The 21,911-nt window shown below is 63.6% G+C and carries 17 protein-coding genes; 10 read left to right on the top strand and 7 right to left on the bottom strand.

The features are described 5' to 3' along the window. The first annotated feature begins 1 nt into the window (after window position 1). From HY57_RS11790 to HY57_RS11815, 6 genes are all read left to right on the top strand, one after another. Window positions 2–1,282: a glycosyltransferase gene (locus HY57_RS11790; RefSeq protein WP_019466797.1), complete on the top strand. Its 1,281-nt coding sequence runs from the start codon at window positions 2–4 to the stop codon at window positions 1,280–1,282. Beyond that, window positions 1,279–2,595, top strand: coding sequence for a hypothetical protein (locus HY57_RS11795; protein WP_019466796.1), 1,317 nt, complete (start codon window positions 1,279–1,281; stop codon window positions 2,593–2,595). The genes HY57_RS11790 and HY57_RS11795 overlap by 4 nt, the downstream gene beginning before the upstream one ends. After that, complete coding sequence (locus HY57_RS11800) at window positions 2,592–3,677, top strand: glycosyltransferase family 4 protein (RefSeq protein ID WP_026034190.1); 1,086 nt, start codon at window positions 2,592–2,594, stop codon at window positions 3,675–3,677. The genes HY57_RS11795 and HY57_RS11800 overlap by 4 nt, the downstream gene beginning before the upstream one ends. After that, window positions 3,677–5,641 carry an asparagine synthase (glutamine-hydrolyzing) gene (gene asnB, locus HY57_RS11805; protein WP_019466794.1) on the top strand — a complete coding sequence of 655 codons (1,965 nt, stop codon included), beginning with the start codon at window positions 3,677–3,679 and terminating at the stop codon, window positions 5,639–5,641. Before HY57_RS11800 ends, asnB begins: the two co-directional genes overlap by 1 nt. Window positions 5,642–5,725: 84 nt before the next feature. Next, window positions 5,726–6,886: a glycosyltransferase family 4 protein gene (locus tag HY57_RS11810; RefSeq protein ID WP_019466793.1), complete on the top strand. Its 1,161-nt coding sequence runs from the start codon at window positions 5,726–5,728 to the stop codon at window positions 6,884–6,886. Between the two features lie 123 nt (window positions 6,887–7,009). Next, window positions 7,010–8,452, top strand: coding sequence for a glycosyl hydrolase family 28-related protein (locus tag HY57_RS11815; protein ID WP_026034189.1), 1,443 nt, complete (start codon window positions 7,010–7,012; stop codon window positions 8,450–8,452). 63 nt (window positions 8,453–8,515) lie between these two features. On the opposite strand, the gene HY57_RS11820 is transcribed toward HY57_RS11815, so the two are convergent. Both HY57_RS11820 and HY57_RS11825 read right to left on the bottom strand, forming a co-directional pair. Next, window positions 8,516–9,688: an undecaprenyl-phosphate alpha-N-acetylglucosaminyl 1-phosphate transferase gene (locus tag HY57_RS11820; protein WP_019466791.1), complete on the bottom strand. Its 1,173-nt coding sequence runs from the start codon at window positions 9,686–9,688 to the stop codon at window positions 8,516–8,518. A 341-nt stretch (window positions 9,689–10,029) separates the two neighbouring features. After that, the gene (locus HY57_RS11825; RefSeq protein WP_019466789.1) at window positions 10,030–11,058 is read right to left on the bottom strand and encodes a polysaccharide biosynthesis/export family protein; all 1,029 of its coding nucleotides are present in this window, start codon (window positions 11,056–11,058) and stop codon (window positions 10,030–10,032) included. Window positions 11,059–11,845: 787 nt separating this feature from the next. Between HY57_RS11825 and galE the strand changes: the two genes are divergently transcribed. Beyond that, on the top strand, window positions 11,846–12,886 hold the full coding sequence (galE, locus tag HY57_RS11830) for a UDP-glucose 4-epimerase GalE (protein WP_200873877.1): 1,041 nt from the start codon (window positions 11,846–11,848) through the stop codon (window positions 12,884–12,886). A gap of 67 nt (window positions 12,887–12,953) precedes the next feature. Here galE and HY57_RS11835 read toward each other — a convergent pair whose 3' ends face one another. Continuing rightward, the gene (locus HY57_RS11835; protein WP_100218270.1) at window positions 12,954–14,141 is read right to left on the bottom strand and encodes an alkaline phosphatase family protein; all 1,188 of its coding nucleotides are present in this window, start codon (window positions 14,139–14,141) and stop codon (window positions 12,954–12,956) included. 462 nt (window positions 14,142–14,603) lie between these two features. Here HY57_RS11835 and HY57_RS11840 point away from each other — a divergent pair, with 462 nt between their 5' ends. Then, window positions 14,604–15,413, top strand: a complete 810-nt coding sequence (locus HY57_RS11840; RefSeq protein ID WP_019466786.1) for a class I SAM-dependent methyltransferase — start codon at window positions 14,604–14,606, stop codon at window positions 15,411–15,413. An 82-nt stretch (window positions 15,414–15,495) separates the two neighbouring features. Here HY57_RS11840 and HY57_RS11845 read toward each other — a convergent pair whose 3' ends face one another. The 4 genes from HY57_RS11845 to HY57_RS11860 are packed head-to-tail and all read right to left on the bottom strand — an operon-like array spanning window position 15,496 to window position 19,772. Continuing rightward, window positions 15,496–16,689: an ABC transporter permease gene (locus HY57_RS11845; RefSeq protein WP_019466785.1), complete on the bottom strand. Its 1,194-nt coding sequence runs from the start codon at window positions 16,687–16,689 to the stop codon at window positions 15,496–15,498. After that, window positions 16,689–18,140 carry an efflux transporter outer membrane subunit gene (locus HY57_RS11850; RefSeq protein WP_019466784.1) on the bottom strand — a complete coding sequence of 484 codons (1,452 nt, stop codon included), beginning with the start codon at window positions 18,138–18,140 and terminating at the stop codon, window positions 16,689–16,691. Before HY57_RS11850 ends, HY57_RS11845 begins: the two co-directional genes overlap by 1 nt. Next, entirely contained in the window at window positions 18,137–19,060 is a 924-nt protein-coding gene (locus HY57_RS11855) for an efflux RND transporter periplasmic adaptor subunit (protein WP_038579740.1), read from the bottom strand. Before HY57_RS11855 ends, HY57_RS11850 begins: the two co-directional genes overlap by 4 nt. Then, on the bottom strand, window positions 19,050–19,772 hold the full coding sequence (locus tag HY57_RS11860; protein WP_026034187.1) for an ABC transporter ATP-binding protein: 723 nt from the start codon (window positions 19,770–19,772) through the stop codon (window positions 19,050–19,052). Before HY57_RS11860 ends, HY57_RS11855 begins: the two co-directional genes overlap by 11 nt. A 122-nt stretch (window positions 19,773–19,894) precedes the next feature. Between HY57_RS11860 and HY57_RS11865 the strand changes: the two genes are divergently transcribed. Together HY57_RS11865 and HY57_RS11870 are read left to right on the top strand one after the other, a co-directional pair. Then, entirely contained in the window at window positions 19,895–20,569 is a 675-nt protein-coding gene (locus tag HY57_RS11865) for a response regulator (protein WP_019466781.1), read from the top strand. Window positions 20,570–20,589: 20 nt separating this feature from the next. Next, window positions 20,590–21,873, top strand: coding sequence for a sensor histidine kinase (locus HY57_RS11870; protein ID WP_019466780.1), 1,284 nt, complete (start codon window positions 20,590–20,592; stop codon window positions 21,871–21,873). The last annotated feature ends 38 nt before the right edge of the window (window positions 21,874–21,911 follow it).

Genomic DNA, 21,911 nt, shown 5'->3' on the forward strand with positions numbered 1-21,911 from the left:
TGTGAGCAAGATCAATTTGTTTGTCTTTGCCGCGCACCATCTGTCCAACAACATCGCGGCACAGCGCTTCAAGGGATTGTTGAAGTACCTCGATCCGGCGAAGTACCGGGTGTTCGTCTTCGCACGCGGCACGGAGAAAGCGGTACCCGGCCCGCGGGATGTCGAGGACGGCGGCGTGGGCGTCTACGCGCTTCCAGGGCATTGCGTGGGCAGTGAATCTTCCTCGCTGACGGCCATGCCCATTCTGGCCGCTGCGTTTTTCCGCACGCTGCCGTTCCTGGTTGCACGCAGCCGGTTATCCACGGGGCAGTGGCTGGTGTCGGCGCTTTCCGAGGCGGATCGTTTGTGCCGCGAGAAGCTGGTCGCCGGTGAACGATGCATCGCTATCGGCACCTATTCGCCGGTTGATTCGCTGATCGCAGCGGCCAGCCTGTCCAACAGGCGCGGGGTGCCTTGTATCCAGGACTTCAGGGATGGCCTGGTCTTCGAATCCCTGGGGCGGCCCGGTTGGTTGCCGGGCCTGGTGCGGGGCGTCATCGAGCGGCGCGTCGTGGGTACGCGCGGGTTGATCACCTCGGTGAGCGGACCCTTGGTAGACGACTTCAAGCGTCGCTACCCGGACAAGCCCGTGGCGATTCTCCCCAATGGCTACGATCCGGCGGACTTCATCGCGCTCGATCACGATGCGGAACGAGGCAAGCAGGCAGAGGCGATGCTGGCGGCGGCTGCCCCGAAAGGGGGGCAGCTGGTCGGCCACTTCGGTCGTATCGGGGCCAGCGATGGCTCGGCATCGAAAAGCCTCGAGTACTTCGTCGATGCCATGAATGCGGACGAACACGGGGCATCGTCAGGAAGGGTGGTGATCTTCGTCGGGGAACTGACCGCCTTCGAACGCGAGGTGCTCGAGCGCGCCCGTTTTCCGGTCGTCGCCCTGGGTTCGGTCGACCGGAGCCTGGCGCTGCATCTGATGAAGCGCTGCGATCGGCTGTTGCTGCTTACGGGTTCCCGCGCCAGCTGCGCCACCGGAAAGTTGTTCGAGTATCTTGCGGTGGGCGTGGACGTCGTTTGCGTCTCCGGGATACGCAATGCCGCCACGGCCATCCTTGCCGAAACGAAGGCCGGGCAGGCCGTGCTCACCAGCCAGGGCACGCAGGGCGCCCTGCAGCTGCGCCGGGCCCTGGCGGCACCCACGGTGGTCGACCGGCGCGATATCGGCGCCTACAGCAAGATCGAGCAGGCACGGGTGCTTGACCAGTGGCTGTCCAAGGCGGTGCTGGCATGAACACCGGTGAAGGCCCCATGCCACGTCCCGCGATGCATTCGGCGTCACCGTCGCAGCTGCCGATGGCGGGCTCCTACCGGCTGACAGTGAGGCACTGCTTCCTGGCTTCGGCGTTCCTGCTGCTGGTGCTGGCGGTGGTGATACCCAACTCGCTGCCCATCCCCACCGCGATCATGATGGCGCTGACTTGCATGCTGGCCTTGCCCGGCATTCGACTGGGGCAAGGCCTCCGGAATTTGCTGACGCTGTATCTCTATAGCGTCATCGTCACCGTCATCTACCTGATTGTCGGCGGCCTGCATGATGCGCCACTGATGGGGCTGGCCCAGATTGCAGCCGTCTATATCCTTTCGCCACTGGCCTGGTTGCTTATCGCCAATGGCCTGTGCAGGTACCTCGACGTGAGTCGGCTGGTCGACTGGTTCACCCTGCTCAGCCTGCTGTGTGCACTCAGTGTGGCCGTGTTCTTCTACCTGTATCTCCGGCATGGCGCCGCCGCCGTCGCCTTCTTCTTCGAAGGGGCGAACGTCAATCTCAACGAGGGATTCTCGGGCGCCACCATGCATGTCTATGGTTCGATGATCTTTCTGTGCGGAGGCTTCTTCAGCTCGCCGGAGCTCATCAAGCACAGGCCGTTCCGCTTCGCGCTGCTGGCGATGCTGCTGATCTGCGCGATTACCTCCGGTCGCTCCGCCCTGATTCTTTCCGTGCCCACCGGTTTCGTGCTTGGCTGGATCCTTTCCTCGCGGACGGCCGGGCACGCGCGCACGTCAGTGATGACCCGTACCGTGCGCTACGGATTGCCGTTGTTGATCGCAGTTGTCGCCGTGCTCTTCCTGCTCCAGACCTACACCAAGATCAGCTTGCCGGTGGTGATCAATGCCGTGACGACGAAGGTCGCATCGGGCGGCGGCAGCGCGCGGTCGCAGATGGCCGTCTCGCTGTATCAGGGCATACTCGAAAATGGTGGCCTCGGTTCTGGCCACGGCATCGGCGTGCGATTCATCAGCGACTCGATCCACCCGTGGCGCTATGAGCTGGTCTGGCTCGCCACGCTCTTCAGGGTGGGTCTGCTGGGGACGATCATCTATGTCCTGCCGTTCTTCCTCTACGTGGCGTGGGTGGTGAAGTTGGCGCTCAGCTGCCGTCTCACCCCGCAGCACAAGTTCATGTTCAGCGGGTTTGTCTGCGCCTTCCTTGGAACCAATACGAACCCGTACATCGAGGCCTTCGCGCTGCAGTGGATGTATGTGTTTCCGCTGGTGGCCATGTTCATGGACTACCCGATGATCCTTAAGCGGATGCCCAAATGAGGCGACTAAAGGTGCTGCTGTTTTCAAAGTATTCGCGGCGCGGCCCGAGCTCCAGGCTGCGCAGCCTGCAGTACCTGCCTCTCCTGCAGGAGCATGGCATCGACGTTCGGACGCACGAGCTGTTTCCGGATGCGTACCTCGACTTGCTTTACCACGGCAAGGCGACATCCGCGCGATACCGGGGATTGTGGTACGGCGGAAAGCGGCTGCTGCAGCTGCTTCGGGAAGCGGATTTCGACCTGATCTGGCTCGAGGGTGAACTGTTTCCCTATCTTCCGATGTGGATCGAATCGGCATTGCTTCGATCAAGGCGGCCCTACGTGGTGGACTACGACGATGCGCTCTTCCATCGCTACGACATGTCGTCGAGCGCGCTGGTGAGGCGCCTGCTCGGGCGCAAGATCGACCAGGTGATGCGTGGGGCCGTTTGCGTGGTGGTCGGCAACGGGTATCTGGCGGAGCGCGCGTCGAGCGCGGGTGCCCGCCGCATCGAAATCATTCCCACGGTGGTCGACGACGACCGGTATGACGTCGCGACGCACGACGGTGCCGGGAAACCCGTGATCGGCTGGATCGGGTCACCCGCCACGGAGAGTTACGTGCTCGATTACCGCGAGCTGCTGGAAAAGGTCTGCGAACGCAACCAGGCCCGCCTCCGGCTGGTCGGAGCGCAGAAAGCCGTGGCCGGCCAGTTCGAGGTCACGCAGCCCGAGGTGGTCGAGTGGTCTGAGGATACCGAGGCCGGCGCCATCGCCGGGATGGATATCGGCATCATGCCGCTGCGCGACAGCCCGTGGGAGCGGGGCAAGTGTGGCTACAAGATCGTGCAGTACATGGCGTGCGGTTTGCCGGTGGTGGCGTCGGCGGTGGGCGCGAACGTCGACATCGTGCGACACGGTGAAAATGGTTTTCTCGCCTCGAACGACGCGGAGTGGCGGGATTACCTGCAACGACTGATCGCCGATCCGCCCTTGCGGCATCACATGGGGAGCGCGGGCCGCCGGAGCGTTGAGGAGCACTACAGCATCAGGCAGCAGGCGCCCCGGCTGGCCGCCTTGCTTCGCAGCGCAGGGGGCAGCTGATGTGCGGCATCACGGGCTTCTGGCGCATGGGGGGTGACGGTGGCGATGGCCTCCGGGGGCAGGCCGAGGCGATGTCGGCCCGGCTGCGGCATCGGGGGCCCGACGACTGCGGCGTCTGGTGTGATGAACGGGCGGGCCTCGCACTGGCCCAGCAGCGGCTTTCCGTACTGGATCTGTCGGCGGCAGGCCACCAGCCCATGCACTCGGCGTGCGGGCGCTACGTCGTCGTGTTCAATGGCGAGATCTACAACCACGTCGACCTGCGCCATCGTCTCGCCGGGGAGGGCGAGGCGGTGGCGTGGCGTGGCCATTCGGACACCGAAACCCTGCTGGCCTGCCTCGTGGCCTGGGGTGTCGAGGAGACCTTGCGGTCGTGCGTGGGCATGTTTGCCTTCGCACTCTGGGATCGCCAGCGCCGTGAGCTCACCCTGGCGCGCGATCGCATGGGCGAGAAGCCGCTGTACTACGGCTGGCAGGGTGACACCTTGCTGTTCGGTTCGGAGCTCAAGGCATTGCGCGCCCATCCTGCGTTCAATGCCGCCATCGACCGGAATGCGCTCGCCTTGTTCCTTCGCCACGATTGCGTGCCGGCACCCCACACGATCTACAACGGTATCTACAAGTTGCGCCCGGGGTATCTCCTGCGCATTGGCCCGAAGGATCGGCGCGATACACAGCAGTGGTCCTACTGGCGATACAACGACGCGGTCGCCTCCGGCTACGCCAGCCCGTTCGACGGCACGGACACCGAAGCTGCCGATGCGCTCGAAAAGCAGCTTGGCGACAGCATAAGCACGCAGCTGCTCTCCGACGTGCCGCTTGGCGCCTTTCTCAGTGGTGGCATCGACAGCAGCACCGTGGTGGCCCTGATGCAGGCGCGCAGCCATCGTGCGGTAAAGACCTTCACCATCGGTTTCGCGGAAAGCGGCTATGACGAGGCCATGCACGCGCGCGCGGTGGCCGACCATCTTGGCACGGACCATACCGAGCTCTACGTTCGCCCCGACGATGCGTTGTCGGTGATTCCAAGTCTGCCGTCGATCTTCTGCGAACCTTTCGCGGACAGCTCACAGATACCTACCTTTTTGATCAGCCAGCTGGCGCGTCGAACCGTGACGGTGGCGCTCAGTGGCGATGGTGGCGACGAGCTGTTCGGCGGCTACAACCGTTATCTTGCTGCGCGCACGACCTGGGGAAGGGTGCAGCGGCTGCCACTGTCCTCGCGGCGCGCCCTGGCGGGCGTGCTGCGCGCCGTGACGCCCGAGGCGTGGGACCACATGATGGAGCGGGCCAAGCCCTTGCTGCCGCGTCGTTGGCATCTCGCCATGGCGGGTGACAAGGCGCACAAGTTGTCCGAAGTACTGACCCTGTCGTCCGGTCAGGCGTATCTGCTCAGTCTGGCCAGCTGCTGGAAAAATCCCGAAGGCGTCGTTGCCGGTGCGTCCGAGCCGATTACCGTGCTGACCGACCCGACCTCCTGGCCCCGCACCGACGATCTGGCGCAATGGATGATGGCGATGGACGCGCAGAGCTATCTGCCTGACGACATCCTCGTCAAGGTGGACCGCTCCGCCATGGCCAACAGCCTCGAGACCCGCGTGCCCATGCTGGATCATCGCGTGGTGGAGTTCGCCCTGCGCATGCCCTTGCACCTGAAGATCCGCGACGGGCAGGGCAAGTGGATTCTCCGGCAGGTGTTGCATCGCTACGTGCCGAGGGAGCTGATCGAACGCCCGAAGATGGGCTTCGCCCTGCCGATGGACCATTGGTTGCGCGGTCCGCTGCGCGAATGGGCCGAAGCATTGCTCGATGAAAGGCGGTTGCGGGACGAGGGCTACTTCGATCCGGTGCCGATCCGCAAGACATGGGAAGAACACTTGAGCGGCCGGCGGAACTGGCAGCGCCAGTTGTGGACGGTCCTCATGTTCCAGGGATGGCTGGAGGAAAACCAGGGGGCATCGTGACAGCGATTGGTTATTTCCGTGGCCTCATCCATGGCCGATCGCTGCCTTCAAGGCCGTGCCGCAGGGCGCGCATGAGGTGCATCCATGAAAGCCGTACTCTTCGCCAACACCGACTGGTATCTCTACAACTTTCGCCGCGCGTTGGCGTTGTCCTTGCGCAGGGTTGGCTATGACGTCCTCCTGATCTCCCCGGACGGACCGTATGGCGAAAAGCTGCGTGCCCTTGGCCTGCGCTGGGAGCCGCTGCCCATGCAGCGACGCAGCCTCAACCTGCTGCGCGAGTTTGCGTTGCTCATGCATCTGTTTCGCCTGCTGCGGCGCGAACAGCCGGATGTGGTGCACGGGTTCACCATCAAGTGCGCCGTGTATGGATCGCTGGCCGCGAAAATGGCGGGCATTCCCGCTCGGGTCAACGCCGTGGCCGGCATGGGGTACGTGTTCACCAGCAGCCAGCTGAAGGCCCGTTTGCTGCGGCCGGTTGTCCGCGGACTGCTGCGGTTGGCGCTGGGTGGCGAGAGGGCGCGCCTCATCCTGCAGAACTCCGACGACGTCAAACTGTTCCGGCGGGCAGCACTGGTCGATCCAGCGCATATTCGCCTGATCAGGGGTTCCGGCGTGGACTGCGCGAAGTACGCCGGCGCCACCGCGCGCAAGGCCGGCGATGGCCGAACGCGCGTTCTACTGGCGAGCCGCCTGTTGTGGGACAAGGGCGTGGGCGAATACGTCCTGGCGTTGCGGCAGTTGCGTGCCCAGGGGTACTCGGTGCACGCGATGCTCGCGGGCACCCCGGACGCCGGCAATCCCGCCGCGATTCCCGAGGAAACCATACAAGGTTGGGTGGATGAAGGGCTGGTCACGTGGCTGGGTCATGTCGACGACATGGTCACCCTGTTCGGGGCCGTGGATATCGTGGTGTTGCCAAGCTACAGGGAGGGTTTGCCCAGGAGCCTGGTGGAGGCAGCCGCGTGTGGCTTGCCGCTGGTCACCACGGATGTACCCGGCTGCCGCGAGGTGGTGTCCGATGGCATCGATGGCCTGCTCGTGCCGGTGCAGGACGGCAAGGCGATTGCGCGGGCCATCCGCCGGCTTCTGGATGATCCCGTCCTCGCGCGCCGTCTGGGCGAAGCGGCGCGCAACAAAGCACGAACCTACTTCGACGAGCGCATCGTCATTGCGCGCACGCTGGGCGTCTATGCCGAGCTGTGCGGTCCGGGCGAGGCGGAAAAGATAAGGCGTTATGCCTGATGGCGTCGCAGTGGATGGATGCTCGTATCCCACGCCAAGCGCTCGCACCTGGCCTGCCAGGCCGCTTCCAGGGATGTCCACCCAGCACCGGATGCCTGACTTGAACACCAACGGAGCGTTGTCATGTCGTCTTTAACCAGGGTAGTGAACGTGCTGGACTTCATTCCGAAGCCCGAGCACGACGCCATTCAGAAAGGCAGGAGCACGTACGACTGCACCCGGAATATCCAGTCGGCGATCGATGCCAGTTCGCGCGTCTACATTCCTTCCGGGATCTACCCGGTCACGCAGTTGAACCTGAAGTCGAATTTCGAAATGTACGGCGACGGCGAAACCAGCGAGCTAAAGGCGCTGGATGATTCGCTGCCCTGCGAGTTCATGCTCGTTACCTACGTGCGGGACGGCGGAACAAGCAACCCGGCCGACAACATGCGGAACATCCTTCTGCATGACCTGATGCTCAATGGACGCGTCGATGAGTTCGGCTACGCCCAGTATTACTACCTCCTCGCCGTCAACGCGACGTCGGACCTGACGGTCGAGCGGATGGTGTTCCGTGGGTTTCGTGGTGACGGCATGTACGTCGGCTCTGGCACGCTGAAGTCGACCGAGCGCCACAACCAGCGCGTATTGGTCCGCGGTTGCACGTTCGACGGCGTGGTGAAGGACAACCGGAACGGGCTCTCCATCATCGACTGCGACCACCTGATCGTCGACAGCTGCGTCTTCAAGAACATCGGTAATGCCAAGCTGTCGCATTCCGTCGGCGGCATCGACTTCGAGCCCGACCACGACTGGAGCGTCTACCGCAATATCCTCATCACCCGCTGCAAGTTCATCGACATCAGCAGCACCAACACCGCCGGCATCACCTTCTTCAATGGCCACCAGAAGAACGACAACATCCACGACTGGGTCGTATCCGATTGCCAGTTCGAGAACTGCTATTGGGGTATCGACACCTCGGCGAAGCCAAAGACCATCGACAGCGCGCCCGACTACCTCACGGTACTGAATTGCCGCTTCACCAATTCGGTGCGCTGGGATATCTCGTTGGGTGGCCTGAGCCAGGCGCAGGTGAGCGGCTGCGTCTTCGAGCGGGATCCGGGCTCCGGGCCAGGCGGTGATGCCATCCGCCTGGGCGCCATTGCATCCAAGACCAGCCGCAATGCGATCAAGCCGGTCATCACGGGCAACCAGTTCACCGGTATCCGTCCGCAGATGGGCGCCATTGGCGTGCTCGGCACGACGGGGCTGGTGTGTGCGGGCAATGTCTTCGTCGACATCTATGGCTCCTGCATCAACTTCTCGCAGGACGAATCCCCCGATGACGGGCGAAAGATCGAGCAGGTCGTCATATCGGGCAACATCGCCCGACTGAGCACGGTGGCCATGGCGAAGGCCGTGCCGATGTCGTTCCTCAGCACCAGCGTGCAGATGCGAATCACGCGGGGCGACCTGTCGCTCGATCGCTCCTACGAATACAGCAATGATGTCCGCGGCGGGGTGAGGAAGGTTGCCGATGCGGCGGTGATCAAGTTTCTCGGACCCGGCGCACCGACGTGATCCAACGGGGCGGCATGCCGCCCCGTTGGATTGGGCCGATGAGGGCCGTTGCGCGCGGATGAACTACTGCCGACCGGCCACCATGGGCGAGCGGGCGCTGTTGAGCGAACCGCTTGCGGTGGATGGCAGGGGCCGGGGAATGCTCTTGAGCGGGATGACGTCGGCCTGCTTCTTCTGGGCCGCCTCCTGACGGAACCAGGCAATGGTGGCCGTCAGGCCGTAGGCGAACATGATGACGATGAAGGCGGCGAGGTGAAGGCCGGACGAGGCGGTAAGGTGCCGCAGGGCAGCGCCGACACAGGCGAACGAAGCCGCGATGGCGATAAGCGAGAGCAGCGTGGCGCGATGACTCAGGCCCGCTCGTAGCAGGATATGGTGAACGTGGCCGCGGTCGGGCTTGAAGGGCGATTTTCCCTGGCTCATGCGGCGGCACATTACCGCGAGCGTGTCCGATACCGGCAGGCCGACGCACCACAGGACGTCGACAGGAGACAGATGCGCTTGCGGCGCCTGACTCATATGGATCAGCGTCCACGCAAGCAGATAGCCGATGAGCATGCTTCCGGCGTCGCCGAGGAATATCTTGTTTCCAAGCATGCCGAGGTTGGCCATCAGATAGGGCACCGAGGCCGTGCCGAGCAGGATCAGCAGGATGAGCGACCCCCGCAGGTTGTCCGCCCCCGAGTACAGCGCGATGGCCGCGATGGAAACCAGTTCCAGGCTGCCGGCCAGGCCATCGATGCCATCCATCATGTTGAAGGCATTGACCAGGCCGATGATGGCGAGAATGGTCAGGGGTGGACCCAGCCATTCGAGGTTGATCTCGTGGCCGAACAGGTTGCCCAGCGTATGTATGTAAACGCCTGATACCGCGATGACCGCGATGACGGCGATGGCCTGCACGAACAGTCGGCCGCGGACGCTCAGGTCGAAGCGATCATCCAGCGCGCCGATCAGCGTGAGCAGGAATGCCGTGCTGATGATGGATTTCTCGAACCAGTGGAATTGCCCGTAACAGGCGGCGCCCACCGTGACGCCCATGAAGATGGCGAGCCCGCCTACCAGCGGCACATGCCCGACATGTTGCTTGCGCTTGCTAGGGTGGTCCACCAGGCCGAACAAGATGGCATAGCGCCGTAACACCACGATGGCGATCGTCGAAGTACACGTTGCAAGCAGGCAATCAACAAGGATGCGAGGCTCCTGCACGGCATGTCCCTCCCGCAGGTGTTGCATGAGCCCCCTGATTCGCACGGCCTCGCCCACGTCATCTCGGGCGGTGTATGAGGTCGCTCTTTGCTTCCTTACGCTGCGTGGCCAGCATGAAGCGGATGATGTTGCTCATCTGGCCAGTGGTGATGGAGCGCGTGCTCGTCGCGCTCACCTGGAACCTAGCATCATTTGATGAAGTCTTTGTTGCGTAACCGGCGATTCATTCAGCGCTCCGTTGTTCAGGTGGTTGATCTGTCAAACGCGGCTTCTGCCGTGCATCGTCTTCGATGCTTGACGCCGACCATCTCAGGCGAAAGTGAGCGTCTTGCTGGTCGCTGCGAAACCGTCAACATGTGTGAACTACATCAGTGCGTCGCGCTGTAGTTGGCGGCGGCTGCGCTGGTCACCAGGCTCGCAGAGGGGAGAATCTGGCTGATGACGCGGTTCCAGCGGGTGATGCCTGCGGCGCCCACGAACACCACGTCGCCCGGTCGGACCATGAACTGGTCGCCCAGCGCAAACGCAGTTGGCGAACGCGCATCAAGCTGGAACACCTTGGGCGGTGTGTTCTCGAGGTTCTTCGCACCGCGAATCACGTAGACCTCCTTGCCATCGGACGTGGCGGGATTGAGGCCACCCGCGCGGCCAAGCGCCTGAGTCAGTGAAAGACTGGCGACGGTGCGGAAGCCGACAGGCGCGGGGCGAACCACTTCGCCCACCACGTACACTTCCTTGGTGTCGTTATAGGGAAGGAACAGGCGGTCTCCCGGTTTCAGATAGATGTCGTTGGGGATGTTCGGCAGGTCGCCGAAGCTCGACAGGTCGATGTGATAGTCGTGTCCATCGCGGCTGAGTATCAGGTCGGACAGGTTGGCCTGGTCGGCATTGATGGTTGCGAAGCCGATGGCCTGGCCAAGCGTGAGCGGAACAGCGGTGATCGTCTGGGGGTCGGTCTTCATGAAGGCCCCCTGGAACAGCACATGCTGGCTGTTGAAGCCGACGACATTGACGTCGACCTGTGGCTTCTCGATGTACTTCGCGAGCTTGGACGTAAGGGCCTGGCGCAGTTCTTCGATGGTCATCCCCTCGACCTTGGTGGAGCCCAGGTAGGGGTAGTAGAGCGTGCCGTCGGAGCGGACCAGTCGTCCGTTGGCCGCTGTTTGTTGTTGCACGCCAGCGGGCGATGTCAGTTCGGGATGATCCCAGACGGTGATGTAGAGCTGATCACCGGGGCCGATGCGATAAGGCTCCGGTTTGTACGAGAGAAGTTCCTGCGGCACCGCCGCGTTCAGCTTTGCCGGCTGGCTGGCCGAGAGCAGCTGCGGGGTGATGTCCACCAACTCGATCTCGCTGCTGTCCTTGGGAGTGCCGCGAACGACTCCATCACTGGACATGCGTTGCCCAGGTGCCCAGACGCATCCATGTATCAGCAATGCATTGCCAAGGATAAGCAAGGCGAATTTTGTTTTCACGGTCTGTGAACTCCTCTTTGAAAAGGAAAACCGGGGGAGGCCCCCTCATCGCCAGAGCGGATGAAGAGGTCGCCGGACCACAAGTCCGTTGTGTTTTGAGTCTTGCCTAAAGCCCGATGCCGGCGTCGCCGCAAAACGTGATCATCACCTTCGTGAACGAGCTTTCCATGTGTTGCATTTCGGAGCGTCGACGCGTTAGCAGCACGAAAAGTGGTTGTGGAGAAATGACACACTTCTCGTGAACAGCGGCTCAACCGCGGAGTGATGTCGATGAATATCCATCATGATGGGGGCGAGCGGATAGCTGCTGTTCATTCGATGTGGATGACGTGTGCATTCAATGAATCTGAGTGAAACGTTGCTCGTCATGATGTATTGGACCAGCGCTGCAATTTCCTAGACTCCGGTGTGTACGTTGCTTGCTGTGTTGGCTCCATCACAGGCACGCCGCTGTGTTTGCTGTCGACAGACTGTCATTGCGACATGGCGCGGGCATGGCGAATGCATGGTGGCAGCGTTGTTGCACATCGCGACGCGGTCACGGATGACTTGCAGCTTGTCGGCAACCGCGGTGGCCGCGTGCCGGGCGATCGTTTGAAGCGCCAGATGGCTGTTCAAGCGTGGATGTCGCTCACAGGAAGACTAGGTAGCCGCCCATGCGATACACCGGCCGGCGCCCAGCGGGTTGTCCAGGACAGGGCAGTGGTCCGTGTCGGTGGTCTGCTTGATGGGGCGAGGAGAAGGCATGAAGGTACTTGTCTGCGGCGGTGCGGGTTATATCGGAAGTCACACCTGCGTGACGCTGCTTGAGCGCGGCTACGACGTGCTTATCTTCGACAGCCTCGTCAACAGCTCCGAATTGACCGTGGAGCGCATCAGTACACTGGGCGGGGCGAAGGCACGTTTCGTGCGTGGCGATATTCGTGATCGTGACGCGTTGGATGCGGTGATGTCGGTCGGTATCGATGCAGTGTTTCATTTCGCCGGTCTGAAAACGGTGGGCGAGAGCTACGAGAATCCGCTGACTTACTTTGAAAACAACATCGCCGGTACGATCACCTTGCTGCAGGCGATGCAGGCCGCCGGCGTGAAGAAGCTGGTGTTCAGTTCATCGGCGACGGTCTACGGCGATCCCGAACGGATGCCGATTGCCGAGGACGCTGCGCTGCGGGTAAAGAATCCCTACGGCCGCACCAAGCTGGTCATGGAGCAGCTGATCGGGGAGCTGTGTGATGCGGACCCGGCGTTCAGTGCCATCCTGCTGCGCTATTTCAACCCCGCCGGCGCGCATCCCAGCGGCCACCTTGGCGAAGACCCGGGCGGCACGCCCAGTAATCTCGTGCCGTACGTGGCGCAGGTGGCCGCAGGGCTGCATGATCACCTGAGCATATTCGGGCACGACTACCCGACCCACGATGGCACCGGCGTGCGCGACTACATCCATGTGATGGATCTGGCGGATGCGCATGTAAAGGCACTTGGCATCATGGATCACGGCGGCTGCATGGCCATGAACCTCGGGACAGGACGTGGCTACAGCGTGCTCGATGTGGTGGAGGCATTCGAGCATGCGTCGGGTCGCCCGGTGCCCTATCAGTTCGTGGAACGCCGCGCAGGTGATGTCGCGGAAGCGTGGGCAGACCCGTCGCTGGCGGAACGAACGCTTGGCTGGCGCGCCAGGTTTGGATTGCCGCGCATGTGCGAAGACGCATGGCGCTGGCAATCGGCGCATCCATACGGCTACCGGTAGCGCTGCCGAGGGCAACAGACGCGACGCATTGCGCTATCAGCGATCACCGCGGCGGAAGCGCCAGACGTCACCTGGACGGGGCAGGCGTCGACGCGTTGGCCGTCCCGGAGTCGAGCCTGTCGGGGAGATTGAAGACGTCATGGCCAAAGGTGCGCAGGCCCGGGTGAGCGGCATAGCCGAGAAAACCGAGGCCAAACCACTGCTCGAGGCTGCGCAGCGTCGAGTAGTGGTTGTACGGCGTGCTCGATACGGTTCCGGGCTTGATGGACGGCGAGATCAACACGGCGCCGATGCGGCCGCCGCCGGGACCATATTTGCCCGGCGCGGGCCCGCCAGGCAGCGCAAGCTCGCCGCAGCACGCGTTCGCATCGGTGCCCTCGTCGAACGTCACGATGATCATTCCGTCTTGCCTGAAGGCGGGCGATGTCATGATGCGTGGAACCCATGCCTTGAGAAACGCATCCGCCGAGATCAGGCCGCCTTTCTCTCCGTTCAGGCATGGGGCATCGTGGCCGTCATGGCAGAGATCGGGTGTGATGAAGGAGAGGTTGGGCGTGGTGTGCACTTGCTTCAGATCAACGGCGAGATCCTTGAGCGGTACGACGTGCTGATCGCAATAGGCACGGTCGTCGATGATCGAGTGGAAGTAGATGAACGGGTTGTGCTTGTCCGCATAGCGGTCACCGATGGTTTCCTGATTGGTGCTGTCGCGCGTACCGGGGGCGACGTGCCCACAGCGCGTCGGTTCGCGCGAGGGCGTGCTTCCCATGCCCTCCATGTATCCCTTCCAGGCAAAGCCTGCGTCATGCAGCTGGTCGGCGACTGTCTTCACTGATGCCGGGTAGATGCATCCCTGGCCAGCAAGTTGGCCATTGCCATCGGGTTTGCCGTCGGTTGCAGCGAAGTCCACAAAGTCGGGACAGTCTTCCTGTGTCGCGGCGTTGGGTGCCTGGCCGCTGATCAGTGCCACGTAATTGCCCAGGCTGTTATGGCCTATGCCGTAGTAATGGGTCAGCAGGGCGCCGCGCTGCACCAGGTCGTGCGCAAGATAGGGCGCGAGTGTCTTTGGCCCGAAGGTGAATTCATAGGCTTCGTTTTCGAGCACGATGATGAACACGTGCCGGATGGGCGTGGTCGCCGGGGCGGCCTGCGCAGAAGCGGGGTTGCCCAAGCCCGCGGAGGCGACGAAGAACAGCAGGAGCGCAAGCAAAGGATTCAGGTGGCTGGACGATGACGTCCATCGAGGCAGGGTCATGGATACATCCCGCAGGCCATCGGCCTGTCGTCATGCACTGATGCGCAAGCTGTTGTGTACCGCGCATGGCTGGCGACTATCAGGGCGGATGCCGGTTCAAACCGGGGCAATGATGCACCTTGTTACCTTGGCAAGGCTGACGCTGCTCTTAACTACGGCAGCCAGGTGTGACGTCCGGTCAGGCTGTCCCTGCTGAGATGCCAAGCGTCATCAGCGGGTTTTCGGGCCTCGTTCGACCCTCTGAACGTACCTACTGCATCGGACAGGCGAGGCCTGCCTGTTCACACCGAAACTATTTCTTTTCAGCAAGCAGACGCCACGTTCACGCAAGGCGAGTGCGGTATCAACGGCAGGCCCGGCATTGTGGGATGGCCTGGACAGGGTCACCCACGGGCCCGATGTCTCATGCGGTCCAGCTTTTGGGCGTACGCTTAGGGGCCTCACCGCCAGGAGGGTCGAGCCATGTTCCGCCGTACCTGCAAGTCGCTGGTCCTGCTTCCCGCCCTGTTCCTGTTTGCCGCTGCCGCTTGCGCCGCCGACACGAAGACGGCGGCACCGGAGATGTCGCTGCAACAGGCCGCCAGCGGCAGTTGGCGTTCCGACGCCAACAAGGCGCGCGATGTCTACCGGCACCCCGTGGAAACCCTGCAGTTCTTCGGCATCCAGCCTGGCATGACGGTGATCGAGCTGTCGCCGGGAGGTGGTTGGTATACCGAGATACTGGCGCCTTATCTCGCCGCGCACGGCCAGCTCATCGAGGCGGCGCCGCCAAAGGCCGAGAAGTTCAACAACAAGCTCAAGAGCAACCCGGCTGTCTTCGGCCATGTCGCCAAGGTCATTCCGTTTGCGCCGCCCGAGCAGGTGAATCTCGGCCCCGCCCAGTCGGCAGACATGGTGCTGACCTTCCGCAATACGCACGACTGGCTGATCAACAGCCCGGACACGCTCGCCGCCGTATTCAAGTCCGCTTATGACGTGCTCAAGCCCGGCGGCGTCCTCGGCATCGAGGAACACCGCGCCAAACCGTTCGCGGAAGGCCAGGCCACGGCCGGCGCGCTGCATCGTATTTCCGAGGACTACATGATCGCGCAGGCGATCAAGGCGGGTTTCAGGCTTGCCGACGTCTCGGAAATCAATGCCAACCCGAATGACCCGGAAGACATCAACGTGCATCGCCTGCCGCCGGATCTCTCGGGCCCGGAAGAGGAGCACGCCAGGATGAAGGCCATCGGCGAGTCCGACCGGATGACGCTGAAGTTCGTCAAGCCATAACCTGCGTTCCCTCCATTCGGCATGTCGTGAAAGCGCGCGGCAACAAGCCGCGCGTTTTTACTCGCCGCTTATGATGTACGCGTCAGCGCCCGGCGAAAACGACCGCGGGCGAGAGCTTCAACACGGGGCGCACGCTAAGCAACGCCGCGGCCAGGCTCACCAGCGACACCATGATGATGCCGAAAAGGGGCGTGAACCACATCATGCGGAAGGGGTAGTCGAGCCCGTTGAGTGCCTTGCCGGCGATGCTGCATAAACCGAGGCCGAGCCCGGTACCCAGCAGGGCGCACACGCCCGCCTGGGCGAACAGCATGTGCACCAGTTGCCTTGACGTGGCGCCCATGGCGCCGAGCACGGCGTACTGCTTGAGATTCTCGCTGGTGAAGATGTAGAGCATCACGCCGGTGACGCCGAAGCCGACGATCATCGCCAGGATCAACATGGTGGCGACATCACCGACATCCTCGGAGTTGAACAGAAACCAGTAGACCGTGTCGGTCTTGAAATCCGAGGCCGTGCGGGCCCGCAGGCCCGTGCGTGCCTCGATGCGCCTGGCCAGCAGGCCTGGGTCAGTCCCAGGCGCCGCGCTCGCCAGCACGAAGGTCAGGTGGTGGCGTTCGGAGGGGAGGAAGCGGCTGGCATTCGCTACCGTGGTATAGAGCAATGGCCGGGCAGGGTAGCGTGGAAGCGCCTGCACGTTGTCCACCACCAGCGCGCGGCGATCATTGATCTGCAGGGTGTCGCCGCCGCGCAGCTCCCGAATGGGCACATTGAGGTGCGGCCGGCCATAGGGCCATTGGTCTTTCTTCCGCAAGGGCGTGTTGAGCTTGTCGTCGGTGCCGCCCGCGCTGACGAGCACGCCATCGGGCGTATGCAGCAAGGCGCTGGTGGCGCCGTTGCCCATGTTGGGCAGGCCGGCGAGCGTGGCGTCATCCACGCCGATAACCTGGTACGGCTGGAAGCTTCCATTGGGAAAATGGATGTCCGTGGTGCCGAGCGCCATGGGCACTGCGGCACGAACGCCCTCCACGCTGCGCACGCGATACAGCGCGGAATCTGCCATGTTGATGGTCTGTTCCACCGACTCCACGGCCGGGTCCATGACCCACACGTCGGCATAGGGATGCTCTGCGACCAGGGCGAAGCCCCAGGTCATGAAGCCGCAGAAATAGCACAGCGCAAAAGTCACCAGGAACGACGTGAAGGTGATGCCGAAGATTAATCCGGCATATTTGGCGCGATCACCCAGCAACATGCGGATGGCAAGGCGGAACATCAGTGGCGCTCCCCGTTCCAGCCGCCGCCAAGCGCCTTGTAAAGCGCAATGAGATTCGTGCGCTGCGTCATCCTGCTCTGTTCCATGGCACCCTCCGACTGCAGCACCCGCTGTTGCTGGTCGAGCACGGCGCGAAAGTCCGTCATGCCTCCCTTGTAGAGCGCGCGCGCATGATCCAGTGCACGCAGGCTGGCCGCGTGGGAGGCCAGCAGCGCCTGTTGCCTGTGTTGTTCCTCCTGGCTGGCGGCGAGTGCATCCTCAACCTCCTGCAGGGCGGTAAGGATGGATTGGCGATAAGCGATCAACGCCTGCTGGGCCTGCTCGTCCCTTACGTGGATCATGGCCTTGACCTGGCCATGCCGGAATACCGGCCAGCTGAAAGCGGGGCCGACGGACCAGAGCGTGCTTTGCCGATTGAAGAAATCACTGGTGGTGAAACTGGCCAGGCCCAGCGAGGCGTTCAGCGAGAACTGTGGATAGAGTTCGGCGGTCGCTTCGCCGATGCGGGCGCTCGCTGCCGCAACCTGTCGCTCGGCAAGTTGAAGATCGGGTCGTCGACGCAGCAGGTCCGAAGGCAGGCCGGCATCGGGCAGGGTTGGCATGGGCCCTTCGTCGCGCGGCTCGGCCAGTTCGCCGGCGAGATCAACAGGCGATGCGCCAAGCAACACGGCCAATCGGTGCATGGCCTGCCTGGCCTGCACTTCCCACGGCGAAACGGCCGCGTCGGCATCGCGCAGTTGCGCTTCGGCCTGCGCCACTTCCAGGTCGGTCGCCATGCCACCGGTGTAGCGGGCCCGGGCGAGGGACAGGGCGTCGCGTTGCAGGTCGCTGCCGCGCTGGGCCAGCACGCGCTGCGCCTGGGCACCGCGAAGCGCCATGTAGTTGCGAGCCACCTCAGCCATCAATGACAACTGCACGGCCTCACGGTCAAAGGCGGCACCCTCGGCATCTGCCCTGGCCGCCTCGATGCCTCGCCGCGTGCCACCGAACAGGTCCAGCTCCCAACTGGCGTCAAACCCGGCCTGGAACAGATTCTCCAGGCCCTCTCCGTTGCCCAGGTCGCCGCCCTGTCCAAACGGTGATACGCCCGGCGCGTGCTTGCTCTGACTGCCGCGCTGGGCCGAGCCACGCGCATCCACACGGGGCCACTCCGCCGCAGAATCGGCGGCCGCCAACGCACGCGCTTCCCTGAGTCGCGAATCAGCGAGCTGCAGGCCGGGATTGGCGCTGAGCGCACGCTCGATCAGCGCATCCAGCTCGGGGTCGCCGAAAGCGGACCACCATGTTGCAGAGACGGGTGCGTGCGAACCCGCCTGCGGGGCGGCTTCGCTCCATTGCGTGGGCAACGGTTCGGACGGTCGCTGGTAATCCGGACCTACCGTGCAACCGGCCAGCATCACGGCGATCGCCGTCGCAACCAGCGCACGCGGGGCGGGCAGCCGACCGATCACTGACCCGCCCCCGCGCTGTTGCTCGTGGATGTGGCAGGCGCCTCGATATAGACGTCCATCCATTGACCCACGTAGATGGGCATCCTGGCGGGATCAAAGCTGTAGACGACCTGCAATACGCGTGAGTCGACCCGCTCCGTGCTGTCGCCGGTAACCACGGCACGGGGAATAATGGTGGGCTCGATACGCTCGAAGCGCAGTGGAATGCTGAGGCGCGCGTTGCCGCGGAAGAAGGCGGTCGCCCTGGCGCCGGCCTGTACGCGCCAGGCGTCGTTCTGGTCAATGTTCGCGCGCACCCACAGACGGCGATCGTCACCCAGCAACATCAGTGGCGTGTTTCCGGCACCCGGCACGGACTCGCCGGGGTGAATGTTGATCTGCAGCACCTTGCCGGCCACCGGCGCGCGCACAGTGCGCAACTCCAACTCCTTGCGAAGGCGATCGACCTCGGCCTGCGCGCTCGCGACGGCGGCGGATGCCATTGCGACATGGGCGCGGCGATTCTTCATTTCCTCCGTACTGACAGCCCGTGGATCGGGCACCTGCTCGGCTACCTTCAGTTGTCCGGCAGCCTGCTCGGCGGCGGCCCTGGCCTCCTGCATCCTGGCTGCCGCCGGCATGAGCTGCGCCTCGAGGTCGCGCTTGTCCAACTGGAACAGGGGCGCACCCGCGTCCACGCGCTGGCCCCAGGTCACCGCGATGGCCGTGACGATGCCGCTGACCGGGGAACCGATGGCGATGTTCTCCGCCTGCGACTCCACCACGCCCGGGCCGGCGACATACGCGGCATACGGAATGGCGGGGAAGTTCGCGGGTGCGGTCACGGCGGGGGCGTGGCCCTGGTCGTCGAAGACGATCAACGCCACCGTTATGCCGACGCCCAGCACGGCCAGTGCGGGGATGAGGTAACTAGCTTTCATGAAAACCCTCGGGTGAAGCCTTGCTCATGTCGACGATGCGACCGTCATCCATGTGCGCAATACGGTCGGCGAACGAAAGAATGCGGGTGTCGTGCGTCACGATGATCAGGGCGCGTTCCTCTTCCCTGGCCAGTTCACGCAGCAGCTGGATCACCGCGTGTCCCGTGGCGTGGTCAAGGCTGCTGGTGGGCTCGTCGCACAGGATGATGTCGGGACCATGCACGAGTGCCCTCGCGATGGCGATGCGCTGCTGCTGTCCGCCACTAAGTTTCAGTGGCGGTAGATGGGCGCGATCGGCCAGGCCGACGCGTTCAAGCAACTGGCGTGCCCTGGCTTCGGTTTGCTGGCGTGGCGTGCCCTGGATGAGCAAGGGAACCGCCACGTTGTCCAGCGCCGATAGCGCCGGCAGCAGGTTGAACGCCTGGAACACGAAACCGATATGACGACCGCGGAAAACGGCGCGGTCCTGCCGTTTCATCTGCTGCATGTTCTCGCCAAGAATCTGGCACTCGCCGGTGTCCGGGTCGAGCAGGGCAGCGAGAATCGAGATCAGGCTGGTCTTGCCGCATCCCGAGGGCCCGACCAGCATCAGCAACTCACCCTTGTGTACCTCAAGATCCACGCCGCGCAGCGCCGGCACGCTGGCATCGCCCGTTCCATAGGATTTGTGGACGTTCCTGCAGCGAACAGCGAGATGAGACGGCCAGGTCATGCGTGTCGAGGGGTGTCCGAAAGCAACCCCAAGCTTGAACGCGGAGACTTAGCTGAGCATTAGAACTCTCGCCGTGCGTGTGCGACTTGTCCACAACCGCATCGCGCCCCCTACAATGGGTCATGCGCATACTGGTGGTTGAAGACGACGCGATGATCGCCGACGCGGTGCTGCAGGCACTGCGCGATGCCGCGTACGCGGCCGACCGCGTCGGGGATGGTCAGTCGGCGATGGCCGCGTTATCCGGGCACAACTACGACGCGGTGCTGCTGGACCTTGGCCTCCCTCGCAAGGACGGCATGGACGTGCTGCGTCATATCCGCGAGGCCGGAGACGCAGTTCCCGTGCTGGTGATGACGGCGCGTGATGCCGTCGCCGAACGCATCGCCACGCTGGACCTGGGCGCTGACGACTACCTCGTCAAGCCGTTCGACGTGAACGAGCTGCTCGCTCGCCTGCGTGCCGTGGGGCGCCGCCTCGCGGGGCAGGCCACCAGTGAGTTGGTGCATGGCGCGCTCTCGCTCAATCCGGGCACGCATCGCGCGCGCTTCGGCGAGACCGAATGCGAGTTGTCGGCGCGCGAATTCGCGTTGCTGCAGGCGCTGGTGCTGCGTCGTGGCGCCATCGTCTCGCGCGAGAATCTGGAAACGGCGATCTACGGCTGGAACGAGGAAGTGGAGAGCAATGCCGTGGAATTTCTCATCCACCGTGCGCGCAGAAAACTGGGCGTATCGGTGATTCGCAACGTGCGAGGCGTCGGATGGACACTGGGCAACCCGCCAACACGCGATCCCTGAGGATCCAGCTTTCGCTGTGGATGGCGGCGGCTATCCTGGTGGTGGGCAGCGTCGCGGGTATCGCGTCGTTCTACTTCGCGTTTGACGAGGCCCACAGCCTGCAGGACGAAACCCTGCGGCAGGTCAGCCGCATCATCACCCGCATGCCGCCAGAGCTGGTCGATCCATGGGGTGTGTTGGGGGAGGACGCCGCCTCGCCCGAATCCGTGGTCGTCGTCCGCCTTGGTAATAGCAATACACACGGCGCCTGCGGAGCACCGCAAGGTATCGCGCTGCCTTGTGACCTGCACGATGGCTTTCACACGCTGCCCCTGGGCGGCGCCCGTTGGCGTGTGCTCGTGGCCTCCAATACAACAGGGCGGCGTCTTGCCATTGCCCAGCCGACATCCCTGCGCGACGAGATTGCCCGGGACGGCTCGCTGCGCATCGTGATGCTGATGTTTTGCCTGCTGGCCGCTCTTGTTCCGCTGATGGCGTTGATCGTTCGCCGCATGTTGTCGCCGGTGGCACGGCTGGCCGAGCGACTCGACAACACCGGCGACCATGTCATCGACGCGCTGCCAGAGAACGATATTCCTTCCGAAGTCGCGCCCTTCGTCCGCTCGATCAACCGCCTGCTTGCCAGATTGCGGGATTCCATGGCACAGCAGCGCCGTTTCGTGGCCGATGCGGCCCATGAACTGCGTTCACCGCTCGCTGCGCTCAATCTGCAGATGCAAAACCTTGGCAGGGCGGACCTTCCCCCCGATACGCAGGCGCGGCTGGAGTCCGTGAGGGCAGGCCTTTCCCGCAGCACACACCTGATCGGTCAGCTGTTGTCGCTGGCACGCCTCCAGCACGATGCGCAGCCCACGCCTGAACTAACCTCCCTGCGGGAGGTGGTGGGGCAGGTGGTGAACGAGGCGGATGCCTATGCCGTGAGCAAGCACATCGACCTGGGCGTGGAAAGGCTCGATGCCGTGGAACTCGTCATCGACCGGCAGGCGCTGCATGCCGCCTTGCGCAACCTGGTCGACAACGCCATCCGCTATACGCCACCTGGCGGCCGGGTGGATATACGCGTCCAGCGCTCGGATGCGTGGCTGCGCATCGAGGTCGAAGACAACGGACCAGGCATTCCGCCGGAAGACCTGGCGCGGGTGTGTGAGCCGTTCTTTCGCGGGCAGGGCTCCGGTGAAACCGGCAGCGGCCTCGGCTTGGCCATTGTCCAGAACGCGGCGCGCAGCATGCGAGGGGAGTTGACGCTGGCCTCCACCAGCCACGGTCTGGTGGCCGGCCTGCGTGTTCCCGTGCCCCAGGGCTGACATTCCGGATGTGGTGAAGGTTTCGCTGCCGCTGGCAC

Origin of the sequence: Dyella japonica A8 (assembly GCF_000725385.1) — a bacterium.
Taxonomy (GTDB): domain Bacteria; phylum Pseudomonadota; class Gammaproteobacteria; order Xanthomonadales; family Rhodanobacteraceae; genus Dyella; species Dyella japonica_C.